This window comes from Chitinophaga polysaccharea (genome assembly GCF_007829335.1).
GTDB classification, from domain to species: domain Bacteria; phylum Bacteroidota; class Bacteroidia; order Chitinophagales; family Chitinophagaceae; genus Chitinophaga; species Chitinophaga polysaccharea_B.
Map to the genome: position 1 here is coordinate 57612 of NZ_VIWO01000009.1, position 17288 is coordinate 74899.

The 17288-nt window shown below is 45.6% G+C and carries 11 protein-coding genes; all 11 read left to right on the forward strand.

Annotation, left to right across the window (positions count from 1 at the left end; translation table 11 throughout):
* Nucleotides 1-4 precede the first annotated feature (4 nt).
* The gene (locus tag FHW36_RS25015) at nt 5-1936 is read left to right on the forward strand and encodes a glycoside hydrolase family 97 protein (RefSeq protein ID WP_145673217.1); all 1932 of its coding nucleotides are present in this window, start codon (nt 5-7) and stop codon (nt 1934-1936) included.
* A gap of 34 nt (nt 1937-1970) precedes the next feature.
* Nucleotides 1971-4154, forward strand: a complete 2184-nt coding sequence (locus tag FHW36_RS25020; RefSeq protein WP_145673219.1) for a glycoside hydrolase family 3 C-terminal domain-containing protein — start codon at nt 1971-1973, stop codon at nt 4152-4154.
* Nucleotides 4155-4176: 22 nt separating this feature from the next.
* On the forward strand, nt 4177-7083 hold the full coding sequence (locus tag FHW36_RS25025) for a beta-galactosidase (protein ID WP_186452591.1): 2907 nt from the start codon (nt 4177-4179) through the stop codon (nt 7081-7083).
* Between the two features lie 24 nt (nt 7084-7107).
* A complete protein-coding gene (locus FHW36_RS25030; RefSeq protein WP_145673220.1) occupies nt 7108-8694 on the forward strand; it encodes a GH39 family glycosyl hydrolase in 1587 nt (528 codons plus the stop codon).
* 359 nt (nt 8695-9053) lie between these two features.
* Complete coding sequence (locus FHW36_RS25035) at nt 9054-10460, forward strand: family 43 glycosylhydrolase (RefSeq protein WP_246121226.1); 1407 nt, start codon at nt 9054-9056, stop codon at nt 10458-10460.
* A 12-nt stretch (nt 10461-10472) separates the two neighbouring features.
* Nucleotides 10473-12074, forward strand: a complete 1602-nt coding sequence (locus FHW36_RS25040) for a glycoside hydrolase family 43 protein (protein ID WP_222429177.1) — start codon at nt 10473-10475, stop codon at nt 12072-12074.
* 86 nt (nt 12075-12160) lie between these two features.
* Nucleotides 12161-13375, forward strand: coding sequence for an alginate lyase family protein (locus tag FHW36_RS25045; RefSeq protein WP_145673221.1), 1215 nt, complete (start codon nt 12161-12163; stop codon nt 13373-13375).
* A gap of 229 nt (nt 13376-13604) precedes the next feature.
* Nucleotides 13605-15929, forward strand: a complete 2325-nt coding sequence (locus tag FHW36_RS25050) for a glycoside hydrolase family 127 protein (protein ID WP_145673222.1) — start codon at nt 13605-13607, stop codon at nt 15927-15929.
* A 256-nt stretch (nt 15930-16185) separates the two neighbouring features.
* Entirely contained in the window at nt 16186-16764 is a 579-nt protein-coding gene (locus FHW36_RS25055) for a Crp/Fnr family transcriptional regulator (protein WP_145673224.1), read from the forward strand.
* 89 nt (nt 16765-16853) lie between these two features.
* Complete coding sequence (locus FHW36_RS30770; protein ID WP_222429178.1) at nt 16854-17045, forward strand: VOC family protein; 192 nt, start codon at nt 16854-16856, stop codon at nt 17043-17045.
* A 26-nt stretch (nt 17046-17071) separates the two neighbouring features.
* Nucleotides 17072-17257, forward strand: coding sequence for a VOC family protein (locus FHW36_RS30775; protein WP_222429179.1), 186 nt, complete (start codon nt 17072-17074; stop codon nt 17255-17257).
* Nucleotides 17258-17288 lie beyond the last annotated feature (31 nt).

A 17288-nucleotide genomic window follows, 5' to 3' on the forward strand; every position in this document is an offset into this window, starting at 1 on the left:
AAATATGAAATTTGCGATTGGCGTTGTTTTCTTTTTTTCTTTTTACGCGTTGACATCGTTTGCCCAAAAAGCAACGGTGCAATCGCCGGATCAACGGATAAGTGTTTCTTTATTTTCTACACAAGATAATGGTGTGGGAGGATGGTATATCAAAGCATCCCGTAATAGCCAGGGAAAGATAGTGGAAGTGATTCCACGTATTGATATTGGACTGGTGCGCAGCGATCAGGAATTTTCAAAGGAACTGAAGTTGCTTAAAGCAGGTAAACCCCGGCTGATCCATGAGCAGTATACTGCATTGCATGGCAAAAGATCGGCTTGTACCAATGAAGGAAATGAAGTCATCGTTTCTTTTGAAAACCCATCCAAAGCAAAAATGAATGTTGTGATCAGGGCTTATAACAACGGTATTGCTTTCCGTTATGAGTTCCCGGATAAACAGGGTACGTTTGTGATAAAGGATGAACTAACTGCTTACACGATTCCTGGAGAAACAAGCCGGTGGATGGAAAAATGGAATGCACCCAATGAAGAATTTTATACTTCCATGAGTGATAGCAGCATTCAAAAACAGCAATGGTGCTACCCGGCGCTTTTTAAATTAAAAGATAATTCCTGCTGGTTCCTGTTACATGAAGCCGATGTAACAGGAGCCTATTGTGGTACTAAACTCAGTAACACAAATGATGCATCCATCTACAAATTAACATTTCCGGATCAGCGGGACGGAAAAGGGCAGGGGGCATCGCAGCCGACCATCACGCTGCCCTGGCAATCTCCCTGGCGCGTGATTATTGCCGGTACGCTGGCAGATGTGGTGGCATCTACATTAACGGATGATGTGGCCACTCCATCGGTGGTAAAGCAGACGGATTGGATTAAACCGGGGATTGCTTCCTGGAATTACTGGTCCCATAATCACGGCACCATGGATTATAAAGTGGTGTGTGAGTTTGCCGACCTGGCGGCAGAAATGAACTGGCCCTATACCTTGCTCGACTGGGAGTGGGATGCCATGGGCAATGGCGGAAACCTGGAAGATGCACTTCAATATATTCATTCAAAGGGAGTGAAGCCACTAATGTGGTACAATTCAGGTGGCCCCCATACCGATGTTGGTGCAACACCGCGCGACAGGCTATTGACGCATGAAAAGCGGGTAGAAGAATTTACAAAATTGAAAAAATTAGGTATTGCAGGTATAAAAGTAGATTTTTTTGAGAGTGAGAAACAGGAGATGATTCAATATTATCTCGATATCCTGAAAGATGCCGCTGCATTTGAAATAATGGTTTATTTACACGGTTGCCTGGTGCCAAGGGGCTGGACAAGAACCTATCCTAACCTGATGACACAGGAAGCGGTACGAGGAGCGGAGTGGTACAATTATGACCCCAACGCTACGCTGGCTATGCCGGTACACAACGCCATTTTGCCTTTCACCCGCAACGTGGTGGGTCCAATGGACTATACACCAGTTACCTTTACCAACTCCCAATTCCCACATACCACCTCGTATGGGCATGAGCTGGCCCTGAGTATCGTGTTTGAATCCGGTATCCAGCATATGGCAGACCGGCCGGAAGGCTATCGTGAGTTGCCCGATGACGCTAAAGCATTCATACGGGAAGTACCTGCCGCATGGGATGATACCAGGTTACTGGCCGGTTATCCCGGTAAAGATGTGATGCTGGCGCGCCGTAAGAATGATACCTGGTTTATCGGCGGCATTAACGCAGAACTGCTGGAAAAAAAAGAAAAGATCAATTTCAGTTTCCTGCCGGAAGGAACTAAATATAAGCTGACATTAATTAGTGACGGAAAACACGATAAAGCGTTTACCACCAGGTATTTGGTGGTAGACAGATCCAGCACAGTAAACGTTCCCGTGCTTCGCCGTGGTGGATTTGTGGCAGTAATGAAACCAATGCCATAACAAAGGAACGTATTGAAATAGAAAATAGATGGAAATGAAAAGAATAGTAAGGCAATTGGTGCTTGGCGTTACAGGCCTGTTGATAGGAGGGATAGCCAGTGCGCAATTGACCACAAATGATAGTAAGCGGGAGGACAAGATCCGGTCCCTGATCGGGCGGATGACCCTGGATGAAAAAGTTAGCCTGCTACATGCCAATTCAAAATTTTATGTGTCGGGTATTAAAAGATTGGGTATCCCGGAGTTGGCAACCAGCGATGGCCCACATGGGGTGCGTGCAGAAATAAACCGGCACGACTGGGCCTATGCCGGATGGACTAACGACTCAGCCACCTGCTTTCCGCCAGGGACGGCATTGGCAGCTACCTGGAATCCGAAGCTGGCTTATGAGCGGGGAATAGTATTGGGAGAAGAAGCCCGTTTCCGGAAAAAAGATGTTTTACTCGGACCAGGTGTCAATATAATCCGTTCGCCGCTCTGCGGACGAAATTTCGAGTACATGAGCGAAGATCCGTTCCTCATTTCAAAAATGGCAGTGGCTTATATTAAAGCGCTACAGTCGAAAGATGTAGCCGTAAGCGTAAAACATTGGCTGGCTAATAACCAGGAAACCCATCGGGATTCTGTTGATGTACACATGAGTGAGCGGGCACTGCGCGAAATTTACCTGCCAGGATTTAAGGCCTCGGTTATGGAAGGCGGTGCTTACACGGTAATGGCAGCATACAATAAATTCAGGGGCGACTGGTGCTCCGAAAATGAATACCTGGACAGGGAAATTCTCCGTAAAGAATTTGGTTTTAAAGGCGTATTGATGACCGACTGGGCGGCTGCGCATACAACTGTAAAAGCTGCATTGGCCGGCCTTGATCTGGAAATGGGAACAGATAAGAAGGATTATAACGAATGGTATTTTGCCGATCCGTTAATCCGGGCAGTAAAGGAAGGAAAAGTGCCCGTTGCGGTTGTTGATGAAAAAGTAGCGAATGTATTACGGGTGATGATGGCGACAAAGATGTTTGACGAAGGAAAGCGTGAAAAGGGCAAAATGAATACGCCGGAACATCAGCAGGCCGCCTATAACGACGCCATCGAAGCAGCGGTGTTATTACAGAATAGTGGAAACATACTTCCGCTTGATTTCAAAAAGATAAAATCAGTGGCCGTTATTGGCGATAATGCTACCCGCAGACATTGTAATGGAGGACTTAGCTCTGAAATAAAAGCGCTGTACGAAGTTACACCACTGGAGGCTATCCGGAAAAAGTTTGGAGCAGATGTGAAAATTAATTTTGCCCAGGGGTATGAGAAGCAGTCTTCTTTCAGAGAAGGCAGCAATACGGGTCAGACAAACGCCGATAAGATCGATTGGAAATTAATTGACGAAGCAGTTAAGGCGGCAAAAGAGTCAGACGTCGTAGTTGTTTTTGGGGGATTGAATCATGACTTCGATACAGAGTCTTCCGATAAACAGCATATGGATTTACCTTATGGACAGGATGTATTGATCCGTGAAGTAGCGAAGGCTAATCCTAACACCGTGGTGGTGATTATAGCCGGATCACCAGTAAAATTATCCGGCATTGTTCACCGGGTACCTGCAATATTATGGTCATGGTTTGGCGGAATGGAAGCAGGTAATGCCGTGGCAGATCTATTAAGCGGTAAAGTGAATCCCTCCGGTAAACTACCGTTTACCTTGCCAGTATCACTGGACCAGTCGCCGGCGCATGCCCTGGGTAATTTTCCCGGCAGAGGCCTTAGTGTAAACTATGAAGAAGATATTTTGGTAGGCTATCGCTGGTTTGATACAAAGAAAATCATGCCCCAGTTTCCATTTGGATATGGTCTTTCTTATACCGGGTTTTCTATTGATAATTTTTCTGCAGATAAAGCCAGTTATGCAAAGGATGAAACCATCCATGCAAAATGTACGGTAACGAATACTGGCTCCAGGGAAGGAGCAGAGGTGGTGCAGTTATATGTCAGCGATCCCCAATGTGCGGTGCTGCGCCCGGACAAAGAATTAAAAGCTTTTGAGAAGGTTTTTCTCCGGCCTGGCGAAACAAAAACGGTTGAACTTTTAGTAAAAGTGGCAGACCTGGCATTTTATGATGAGGCAAGAAAATCCTGGAATGTAGAAGCAGGCGATTTTATATTACATATGGGCAACTCGTCACGTAATATTTCATCATCCGTGAATATTATGGTTAAATGAAATAATGAAGATAACAATGCAAATGAATAAGCATATTATACTTGTCCTTATAACAATTTTAATATCTGGATGGAAAGCAGGAGCACAGCAAGCCGACCAATTTTTTCCTGCAGAGAACCTCGTTACTACCGGCATCTATTATTATCCCGAGCATTGGAATGAAAACCAATGGGAGCGGGATATAAAAAAGATCGCTGATATGGGCTTTGAGTTTGTACACCTTGCCGAGTTTGCCTGGTTTAGGATGGAACCCACGGAGGGAAAATTCGACTTTGAGTGGCTTGATAAGGTGGTAAGCCTGTGCGCAAAATATAACCTCAAAGTACTGATGTGTACTCCTTCCGCTACCACGCCGGCGTGGATGAGGACTAATTACCCGGAAACTTTCGTGATGGATGGTCATTATATCCGCGGAGAGCAGGGTACACGCGGGTTAGGATCAATCGTTAACCCCGTTTACCGGAAGTTTGTAAAGAATATCGTAACGGAGATAGGCAAACGTTACGGCGCCAATAAAAATGTAGTGGGCTGGCAACTGGATAATGAGCCGGATGCGAAACCTGACTATAGCCCTTCTTCACAAGATGCATTCAGGCAGTGGCTGCAGCTTAAGTATACAACTGTCGAAGCCTTGAACATCGCCTGGGGAACCGCCTTCTGGAGCCAATGGTACAATAGTTTCGACCAGGTGATCATTCCAAATACGAACCTGGTTGGCTGGTGGGGAAATAATCCCCATGCCTTGCTGGATTTTAAACGGTATTGCGCAGATGCGCAAGGCGCATTTCTTGATTTTCAGGCGGGCATATTACGGGAAAATATCTCAAAGGATCAATATATCACCACCAATTACACCGCGGTTTCCACAGGGGCTGATCCCCGGCGGACAAACAAACTCGATTTTGCAACCTACACGGCTTATCCAAATGGAGGCACAAATAATATCGGTGACCTGGGCTTTCGTTTAGGAAATAGTAAGGTAATCCTCTTCGCAGCGGAATATTATAAGTCAGTCGGCGGGATCTCCGGTGTGATGGAAATTCAGCCAGGCCCCGTCAACTGGGGCAGTTATAATCCGCTACTACTGCCAGGCACCGTACGTATGTGGCTTTATCACACCTTTGCGGCTGGAGGACAATTGGCCAGCTCTTACCGGTTTCGCCAGGTTAACTACAGTGCTGAACAGTATCATGCCGGTGTGATAGAAACGGACGGTGTAACTCCTTCAGCTGGTGGGGAAGAGTATATGCAATTCATGAAGGAAATAAAAATCCTGAGAAAACAATACAAACCGGGTACCGCCATGCCGGAAAAGCTGGCGGCCCGCTCAACAGCCATTGTTTGGAACCTCGAAAATTACTGGACAATTGACCGGCAAAAGCAAACCTGGCAATGGGATACCTGGAACTACCCGGTTAAATTCCTGGAAATCGCCAAATCATTTGGTGCGCCGGTAGATGTGATCCCGGAAACCGCTGATCTGTCGAAATATAAGTTTGTTGTTGTACCTGCATACGAAATGGTAGATAGCGTTTTGATAAAGAAGTGGCAGGACTATGCGGCAAAAGGCGGTCATCTGATCATTACCTGCCGTACAGGCACCAAAGATCGTATGGGGCACTTTTGGGAAACAGGATGGGCGGAACCTATGTCCGGACTGATAGGGGCCCGGGTCAAAGCAACTGATATGCTTTCAAACAGCGCTAAAGGGGATATCCTGATGAAATCAACATACTACAGCTGGAATAATTGGGCCGACCTACTGGCACCGGACAAAAATACAACACCACTTGCCATATATGACAACCAGTTCTATCGTGGAAAGGCGGCAGTAGTAAAGCATAAGATAGGCAAAGGCAATGTTACATACATCGGGGTGGATACAGATGATTCGAAACTGGAATCGGATATATTACAGGAGATATATAACGAGGCAGGTGCCACTACGGAGCATTTTCCGCCGGGTGTATACGTTTATTGGCGGGATGGTTTTTACGTGGCGGTAAACTATTCTTCTGATAATTATGAAATGAAAGTACCTGGTCAGGCCAGTATACTGATTGGAGAGAAAGTGCTGAAACCCGCAGGAGTGCTGGTTTGGAGCGAGCAAAACCCAGACACCGTATCTACTTTCCCCAATCCGCCGGCCGGATTTAATGTGCAACATAATAATGTGCCCCATGGAAAATTGACAGCTGTTCAATATCATTCAACAACACTGGGAAAACTCCGGGAAATGAATGTGTATACGCCTCCGGGATATTCGGCCGGCAGGAAGTATCCTGTGCTATACCTGTTGCATGGTTTGGGAGAAGACTATCGTCAATGGACGGAATGGTGCCAGGCGGATAACATTATAGACAACCTGGTGGCAGCAGGTAAAATACAACCTGTAATAATGGTTTTTCCCAACTGCGATACCAGGCTGACAGTAACAGATACAGCCCGTGCCAGTCGCTCGGGTAGAGCAGATGGTTTTGAAGGCTACGGCAAACCATTTGAAGAGGATCTGTTGAAAGATATTATTCCTTACATCGATACACATTATTCCACCATCTCCGACGCCAAACATCGTGCATTAGCGGGTTTATCGATGGGGGGTGGGCAATCCCTAAACATAGGCTTACATCACCTGGAAACATTTGCCTATATAGGCGGATTTTCTTCCGCGCCTAACACCAATCAGTTTGGTGGTATGTACACAGATGTTCAGTTTGTCCCGGATATCAATACTACCCGGGAGAAATTGAAACTGCTATGGCTGGGATGTGGAACCCAAGACGGTCTTTTCCGGATTAGCGAAAAGGCGCACCAGTATCTTGAGGAGGCACGTATTCCGCACATCTGGAATGTAGACGCTAACGGTCACGACAATACGGAATGGGATAATAACCTGTACCTGTTTTCCCAACACATTTTTAAACGATAGTAAGAAAGGTAAATATATTAAAAGATGAAAAAAGTGATTGTTTTGATGTTCCTGCTTTTTGCCGTTGCAGAAACATTGGTGGCACAAAGAGGAAAAGATAAGCAACCAGCGGCGTCTGAGCGGATCATTAATATTGACTTCAATAAAACAGCCGGTAAGCTCAATACCCAATTTAACGCATGTGTGGGGGCAGGCCGGGCGAATGAAGGGCTTCGGGCAGACTGGCAGCAGCAGCTGGCTTATGTAAGAAAAGAATGTGGTTTCCGGTACATCCGTATGCATGGCCTTTTAACAGATGATATGGCAGTATATACAGAAGATAATAAAGGGAATCCGGTGTATAACTACATGTACATTGACGTGTTGTTTGATTTTTTACAAAGTATTGGTATGAAACCATTTGTTGAACTTGGTTTTATGCCTTCCGCGCTGGCCAGCGGTGGTAAAACAATTTTCTGGTGGCGGGGCAACGTCACTCCGCCGAAGGATTACGAAAAATGGGCAGCGCTGGTGAAGGATCTTACCCGGCATTTTACGGAGCGTTATGGCGCCGATGAAGTAAAGACCTGGTACTTTGAGGTTTGGAACGAGCCTAACCTGGATGGATTTTGGGCGGGGAGCCAGAGCGACTATTTTAAATTATATACCTACAGCGCAAAGGCAATCAAAAGTGTTAATCCATCTTATCGCGTAGGAGGGCCGGGAACGGCGGGAGCAGCCTGGGAACCGGAAATGATTGCCTACTGCAATAAAAATAATGTGCCTATTGATTTTATAAGCACCCACGCATATGGGGTAAAGCAGGGATACCTCGACGAATTTGGCCACTCAGGGACGGTGCTCGATAAAAATCCCATGAGCATCAGTGGTGATGTGCTTCAATCGCGGAAAGAAATTGCCGGCTCCGCTATGCCTCAGTTGGAACTTCATTATACTGAATGGAGCGCTTCCTACACCCCGGCAGATCCTATCCACGACAGCTACCACGAAGCGGCGTTTGTGCTGCAAAAGTTAAAACAGGTGGGCAACGCTGCCAATTCCATGTCGTATTGGGTGTTTACGGACATCTTCGAAGAGCCCGGACCCCGCTTTACGCCTTTCCACGGAGGATTTGGCATGTTGAGCACGCAGGGTATCAACAAACCGGTATTCTATGCTTATCAATTTTTGAACAAGCTGGGAAACATTGAATTGGTAAATAACGATGTTGCTTCATGGGGGTGTAAGGATGCCGCCGGAAATATGCAGGTGCTGGCGTGGGATTTTACCAATACTCATCCCGGGGACTCCGTACACAATCAGCAATACTACATTCGTGATCTTCCTTCAAAATCCAAAGGAAAATTGAAGATTAATATTGCAAATGTTCCGGATGGCACCTACGCACTTGAAATTTATAAAGTTGGATACCATGTCAACGATGCCTATTCTACCTATCTCTCCATGGGAAGGCCTGCACAGCTCAACAGGCAGGAAGTTGAACAAATAAAGAAACAAAACGATGGATCGCCCGTTGCCAGGGAAATTGTTACTGTAAAAGCCGGCAGCTTTACAAGAGAACTGGAGATCCGTGAGAATGATGTCTTCTTGCTGAATATTATCAGATTATAGAGATATCGGTTACCGGTCAGGAGTAGCACTCCTGGCTTTTATATTATTCCAGTTTTGCCAGCCATGTTGTTACGGGCAGTTATCCCTGCCTAAAGTATTTGGGAATAATATGGTTTTGCAAAGAAACATGCAGATTCCCATATGGGGGCATCATCCAAAAGTAAAAAGGGGCGGAACTTTACTGATTCTATTTTAGGCAGTTTTTTTATTCGAAAAATAAATGTTAAAATGACATTTTAATTTTTTAAGATTGCACTCCATTGGTTATTAATAGCAGCGTAGGTATAGATGTCAACAAGCAGGAGCTATTTTGGGGCAGGCGTGTTTTCTTGAAATTTTTACGAATAAATCCGCACATCTTGAATAGAAAAATTGTCATATTTACCTGGTTATATGGGGTCACTCTTTTGGTATTGTCTTCCGTAGCTGTTATAGCACAGTCAAACCCTTTCGGTAAGGCCCTTATCCCGGACATGATTGCAGATGCCAGTATCCAGGAGATAGATGGCACGTTTTATTGTTACGCAACAACCGATGGCTATGACGCGGGGCTTAAGACCTCCGGGCCGCCTGTGGTATGGAAGTCAAAGGACTTTGTGCATTGGAGTTTTTCGGGGATTTGTTTTCCATCGGCAGCAGGGCAGTTATATTGGGCGCCGAGTAAAGCCATTGCTGCGAATGGGAGGTATTACCTGTACCCTACAGTTAATGGGTTTATGTATGCGGCTGTTTCCGATTCACCAGAAGGGCCTTTCCATCTTGCACAAGGACCTGACACGTTTATAAAACCGTATTCGGCTAATACTTTGCTGAAGTCGCAATCGCCCCATGCCCCTGCTGGAATAGACGCGGAAGTTTTTATAGACGACGACAAAAAAGCTTATTTATTCTGGCAATTAAGACATGCAGCCTGGCTGCATGAAGATATGGTAACTGTTGACACCAATGTGGCTACCATTCAAACGCCGCATAGCGGTTATTCTGAAGGACCTATCTTTTTTAAACGGAAAGGCATCTATTATTTTCTCTATACGCTTGGGGGCGATGAAAAGTACCAATATGCGTACGTTTCAGGTAACCTGTCGCCGCTCGGCCCTTTTGATACGCCTAAAGGAAACGATATTATTGCGGCCACCAATTATAAACGCCAGATTTTCGGCCCTGGACATGGTTGTGTTTTTAACGTGCCGGGCACAGATGATTATTATTTTGTTTATCTGGAATATGGGAGGGGCAGTACCAACAGACAAACGTATGTCAATAAGTTATACTTCACAAGTGATGGCGCTATCCAGCCTGTTGATCTCACTATGGAGGGGGTTGGGGCGCTTCGTAAAATAAAGTCCGACGCTCCCAGGAAAATTAAGTATGCTTTTGCGTCCAGTATCCGTACCGAATTAAAAATCAACCCGGCAAAAGATTCCTCATTTCAGCGGGTCGAGTATTTTGCGCCCTCGTTTGCTTTTGATGGCGCAAATGGCTCCCGGTGGATGGCAGCACAGAACGATACCACCTGTTGGTTAGTAGCAGATTTGGGAAAAGTTGATCAGATAAAACGTAGCGACATTTACTTCGTTCGCCCTACAGCCGGGCATTCATATATGCTGGAATCATCTGTTGACGGGAAACACTGGACTACCTGTGGCGGCCATCATGACGCAAGGATACAGTCTCCCCACACCGATATATTTAAGCTCAAGGCACGCTATCTCCGTGTCAGGATTACAGAAGGGGTAAAAGGTGTCTGGGAATGGAATATCAACTAAGTGGAAAAAATAATGATGAAGATCAGAATATTTATAACACTGCTGTTTTTTACATTACTGCCTTTTACTGTATTGGGCCAGCAAACCGGCAAATGGGGAGACCAGGGGAACGGAACTTATATAAACCCTGTCATACCAGCTGATTTTAGTGACCTGGATGCCATACGGGTAGGAGATGATTTCTATGCCATATCCTCCACCATGCAGTATTCACCAGGTATGGCCGTTTTGCATTCGAGGGATCTTGTCAACTGGAAAATAATCAGCCATGTGGTTAGCGACCTGACACAAATTAGTCCTGATCTGAACTGGAACAAAATGGACAGTTACGGAAAAGGTATCTGGGCAGGTGCTATCCGTTATTACAAAGGAAAATTCTGGGTGTATTTTGGTACGCCTGATGATGGATTTTTTATGAGTACTGCAGAAAATGCAGCCGGCCCATGGACACCGCTGCATCAGGTGTGGAAGGTATCCGGTTGGGATGACTGTTGCCCTTTCTGTGACGATGATGGACAGCTGTATTTTATGGCTACCAACTTTGAAAATGATCCAAAGAATAACAGGAAGTATAATATACATCTCTTTAAAATGCCCCCCGATGGTAAAAGCTTATTGATGGAGTCGGATAGTATTATTCATCAATCGCCGGGTAGTGAGGCAAATAAGTTGTTCAAAATAAACGGGTTTTACTATCATTTGTTCAGTGAGGTGAAGGCTGAGGGACGTGTGTTGATGATGAAACGTTCAAAAAATATCCTGGGGCCTTGGGAAACGAGGCAATTGAATCACGTAAACAAGGCGCTGGATAAAGAACCTAACCAGGGGGGACTTATACAGTTGACCAGCGGGAGGTGGTATTTTTTTACGCATCATGGCACCGGCGATTGGGAAGGTAGGGCTGCCAGCCTGCTGCCGGTTACGTGGCTGGATGGCTGGCCGGTTATCGGAGAACCGGGAAAAGATAGTATTGGCTCAATGGTTTGGAAAGCTCCTAAGCCCATTAATATTCCAAATATTGAAAAAGGCAAATCTGCTAATGATGATTTTAATGTACAGGTTTTACAGCCGCAATGGGAGTGGAACTATCAGCCAAGAGCTGATAAATGGTCGTTGACCGAACATAAAGGCTGCCTGCGATTACATGCTTTTATGCCGGTAAATCAAACAGGCGGCAATATCCTGTTGAAAGCAGGTAATATGATCACCCAAAGAAGCTTCCGCACCGCCTCATGTGAAGTGACTATTAAGCTGGACATCCGGGGCATGTGCAATGGCGGGCATGCAGGGCTGACCCATTTTTCAACGGCAGGTACCTCCTGTATTGGGATAAAGCAGTTTGATAGCTCCCGGTATTTAACCTATACGAGTGAAAATAAGGATAGTATCGGGCCAGCAGTGAAAGATAATATGGTGTGGCTGCGGTCAGTATGGGATTTCCAGGGGATTAACAGATTTTTTTATAGTGTGGATGGTAAATTGTTTTTACCATTCGGAGCGAAAAACCAACTGACCTGGGGAAGCTATCGTGGCGACAGGATTGGCATCTTTAATTTTAATACAGCGCAGGAATGTGGCTTTGTGGACATCGATTTTTTCCGTTACAAGTATTAGAATACTTATTTCCAGGCAACCTGCCTTAACAGTTTACCGTATACGTTAAATATTGTCATTTTAACATTTATCTAATTGAAAAACCTATGAAACTAATGAGAATGAGTACCATTGGGGGAGTACTTTTATTTTTTATCGTAACATCCTGTAGAAAGGAAATGGCTGACGCCACGGGAAAGCAGCCATTAAACAATCATGATACGGTATTTGTGCATCCGGGATTATTGCATAAACAAGCTGATTTCGACCGCATGAAAAGCAAGGTGGAGGCGGGAGCAGAGCCATGGGTTTCCGGTTGGAACCGCCTGACCTCCAACTCACACAGCGGGCTTGGCTGGCAGCCCAACCCGGCAGATACCGTTTATCGGGGTAGTGATGGTGTTCATCGTGAAAACTACGGGCAATTATATAACGATATTGCGGCGGCTTATGCAACGGCTTTGAGATGGAAGGTTTCAGGCGATAAGTTATATGCGGAGAAGTCCATACAAATCATGAACGCGTGGTCGGCCAGGTTGAAACGCATCAACGGCAACAATGATGCAAACCTGGCAGCAGGATTATATGGCTATCAGTTTGCCAATGCGGCGGAAATAATGAGAAGTTATAGTGGTTGGGCTCCTGCCGATTTTAGGAGATTCCAGCAAATGATGCGGAATGTTTTCTATCCCATGAATCACTCCTTCCTCACAAGAAGGGAGAGGTGTATGAGCCATTTCTACGCAAACTGGGATTTATGTGTTATGAACTCCATCCTCGCTATAGGCGTTTTGTGCGACGACCGCGATCTATATAATGAAGCGATCAACTATTTTAAATATGGCGCAGGAAATGGCGCCATCTCCAATGCTGTTTATTTTATTCATCCCGACGGCCTGGGGCAGTGGCAGGAGAGTGGCCGCGATCAGGGGCACACTACGCTCGGCATTGGTTTGATGGGAACATTTTGCGAAATGGCCTGGAACCAGGGAGACGATATGTATGGTTATGATAATAATCGCTTTTTGAAAGGGGCAGAATATGTGGCGGCCTATAATCTCGGCGACTCGGTTTCTTTTAAACCTTATGCCAATTGCGTGGGCGTTGTACAAAACGTTATCAGTAGCGGCAGCCGGGGCAATACCCGTCCCGTTTGGGAATTGGTGTATAACCACTATGTAAACCGCAAAGGGTTGGCCGCTCCAAATTGTGCGCGATTTGCGCAAAAAGTACGGCCGGAGGGCGGCGGAGGAAATTATGGGCCTAACAGCGGAGGCTATGACCAACTTGGCTATGGCACATTAACCTTCTCATTGAAATAGACAGATATCCTAAGTAACCTGCCAATCAATCGCGGGAAGAGACCAATAATATTAAAAGTAAAATACCAGTATGGGAAAGTCTTCCCGTACTGGTATTTTACTTATCTGCCGGGAGAACATTCACGGCAGGATTTCTCTTTGCCGGTAACGCTTCAAACAGAATTATTCAACATTTACTTTGAATAAATAAAATTTAATTGTTAATTTGACAATTATTCCACGTGCATATATGAAAAAACTGTTCATTTGGCTGCTGGCATATATTCCTGTTAATGTAGCAGCTCAGTCCACTCAATTACAAACATTTGCTTCCGGCGAGGTCCGGCTGCTGCCAGGGCTTTTCCTGGATGCCCAGCATACAGATGAAAAATATATTTTGTCCCTGGATCCCGACCGTCTGCTGGCTCCTTTTCAGAAGGATGCAGGAATCGCTGTAAAGAAAGAAAATTATAGGAACTGGGAGAACTCCGGGTTGGATGGCCATATAGGAGGACATTACCTTTCGGCGCTTTCATTGATGTATGCTGCTACCGGAAAGCAGGTGTATCTACAACGGCTACATTATATGCTGAACCAGTTGGAACAGTGCCAGCTAAAGAACGGCAATGGTTACCTGGGAGGAATTCCGGATGGTAAAAAGCTCTGGAAGCAGGTAGAGGATGGCAGGGGAGATGCAGTTACCAAAAGATGGGTACCCTGGTATAACGTACATAAAACCATGAACGGCCTATTGGATGCCTGGACACTGACAGCCAGCACACAGGCCCGCGACATGCTGCTACAGCTTTGCCACTGGAGCAGGGAGGTGACCAGGAACCTCAGCGAGGAACAGATGCAGCTAATGCTGCAAACGGAATTCGGAGGAATGAACGAAATTTTTGCTGCGGTTGCAGCGCAAACCGGCGACACTACCTGGCTTTATATGGCCAGGCGTTTTACCCACCAGCAATTACTTGAGCCGCTCCGCAGGCATACCGATACGCTTACCGGCTTACACGCCAATACCCAGATTCCCAAAGTGGTTGGCTTTATGCGAACAGGGATAGTAGGTCAGGATACTGCATTGGAAGATGCTTCGGCATTCTTCTGGAACACGGTGGTAACACATAGAAGTATCTCCATAGGAGGTAATAGTGTACGTGAACATTTTCATGCTGCCGATAACTTCCGGGCGATGTTGGAAAGCCCTGAAGGACCTGAAACCTGTAACAGCTATAACATGCTGAAACTAACCAGGCTGCTTTTTTTGCATCATCCTGACCGTAAGTTTATCGACTACTATGAGCGCACACTCTATAATCATATCCTTTCCTCCCAGCATCCCAATGGAGGTTTTGTATATTTTACTCCCATACATCCTATGCACTACCGGGTGTATTCTACTCCTCAGAATACGATGTGGTGTTGTGTGGGAACAGGCCTGGAAAATCACGGGAAATATACGGAACTGATCTATGCCCATTCAAAAGATTCGCTTTATGTAAACCTGTTTATTCCTTCAGTATTACAATGGAAACGCAAATCGTTGAAGCTGGTACAGGAAACCCGGTTTCCAACGGAAGATGGTTCATCATTGAAGCTCAATTTAAAAAAGCCCGAACTATTAACGATAGGGGTGCGTGTGCCGGAATGGGTGAGCAATAAAATGTCTGTTACTGTTAACGGCCGTCCTGTTGATCCGGCTCTAGGTACGTCTGGCTACGTATTTGTTCGCCGTACATGGAAGAGCGGCGATGTAATAAAGATCCATCTTCCTATGGAAGCACGTACAGAAGGTTTGCCGGACAGCACTCACTGGGTTTCTTTTTTGTACGGTCCAATCGTACTTGCTGCGGCTACAGATACGCTCAATATGCCTGGTTTATATGCAGATACCAGTCGCTGGGGCCAGATTGCACACGGGAACCTGCGTTCAATGTCAGCAGCCCCGCTGCTGGAACTGGAGGGGCCGGGCCCCGTTACTTTGCAAAGTACGGGCAGGCCGCTGGAATTTGCGGTGAATAATTTCATCTCCGGGGCAGCCTTTAGAGACCTCAAACTGGTACCATTTTATAAAGTACACGACAGCCGGTATATGCTCTACTGGCCATATGCTGGCCGGGCGGAACGCAGCAAATTGCCGGTACAACAGGGAGAGGAAACACTACACTTAGACAGCCTGACAGTTGACAGGGTGTATGCCGGTGAACAACAGCCTGAGGCTGACCACCAATTTGAGGACGGAGGCAGCACTACCGGTGTTTTGGGGGACCAGCATTTCAGAGTTGCACAACATTGGTTTGCTTATACCCTGCAAGCGCCAGCAGCCCGGGGATATCGGTTGTACATCCGTTACCGTTATACTAATGCCGGCGATTGCGGAAGTATTGTTATTGGAGATAAAAGCCTGGTAGAATTATGTGGACAGGCTAACCATGATATGACTGATCAAATCGCAGTCGTGGATATCGCTGGTGAACTGGTTTCCTCGGATACGGTAAAAGTAATTTTTAAGGCAGCCTCGGGCAGCACTACGCCATGCATCATGGAGGTTAGGCTACTAAAGGTATTATAGCGCGCCATTCTAATTTCAAATACGTGATCACGTAAGTATTGGTTGAGCCACTGCAGCAGGTTCTTTAAGGAGAAAGAGGAATCAGGAAAGTGTAGAGAAGCGATTGGAGAAACGCTTTTTCAACACACTTTTCGCTGCAGTGAGCTTGCCAATATTTTCCTGCCAGGATGGTAAATACTCATGCATATACAAACAGTATATTAAGATAATTTAATCCCTCCATTGTAGTGGCAAATAAGATGCTTATCTTTAGCCAATGAGCCACGATGTTTTCTTTCAGAAAATAAAAACGTACGTTGATCTCTCACCGCAAGCCGAAGCAGCGTGGGCTGCTTTGCTTCGCGAAAATACGTACAACAAGGGCGACAATTTCATCACCGAAGGCCAGACACCTAAAAAAGTGGCTTTTATTGTAAAGGGCTTAATGTATCAATATTACGCTGCCGAAAACGGTGATATGATAATTAAATATTTCTTCCCTGAGAACCGAATTGCCGGTTCCATGACAGCTGCTCTCACGCAGTCTCCCAGTGATTTCACCATAAAAGCCCTGGAGGATACAGCTGTGCTCGAATATAATTTCATGGAGTTTAAAAAACTTGTGACGATTTATCCCGATATCGCCGCTTTTTATATCCGTTATATGGAGCAGCACTGGATAATCGAGAAGGAGCCCTATGAAGTATCACTACGGTATGAATCAGCTAAAACCAATTACGATAATTTTCTCCGCAAATACCCCGGTTTAGTGAAAAGGCTAAAGAAACATCATATCGCCGCCTATCTCGGTATCACCCCCACCCAGCTAAGCCGGATATTTTTTGCGAATAAATAAAGATTTTTCGCCTTTCTCAACATATGTAAATTTTGGGGGAAAAAGGTTGCCACAACTTTGCTTTAGTAAACAATCAAAAAATTTAAATCATGGCAACAAAAATTTTCATCAATCTGCCAGTTAAAGACCTGGAACGGTCAAAGGCATTTTTCATTGGGCTGGGCTACAGCTTTAATCCACAATTTACTGACGACAAGGCGGCCTGTATGGTGGTTAGCGAGCACATTTATGTAATGATGTTGATAGAAAGTTATTTTAAAACATTCACAAAAAAGAGTTAAGCAACGCACATCAGGCAACTGAAGTATTGCTGGCACTTGATGCGGCTTCCCGTGAGGAAGTGCAGCAAACCATTATAAAAGCAACTGAACTTGGTGGCTCTATTTATGCTGAGCCGCAAGACCACGGATGGATGTACCAGCATAGCTTTGCAGATCCGGATGGACATCAATGGGAAATTGTTTATATGGACGCAACGAACATACCCAATTGAAGTGAAGGCAAACTATAAATACGCTGCACCT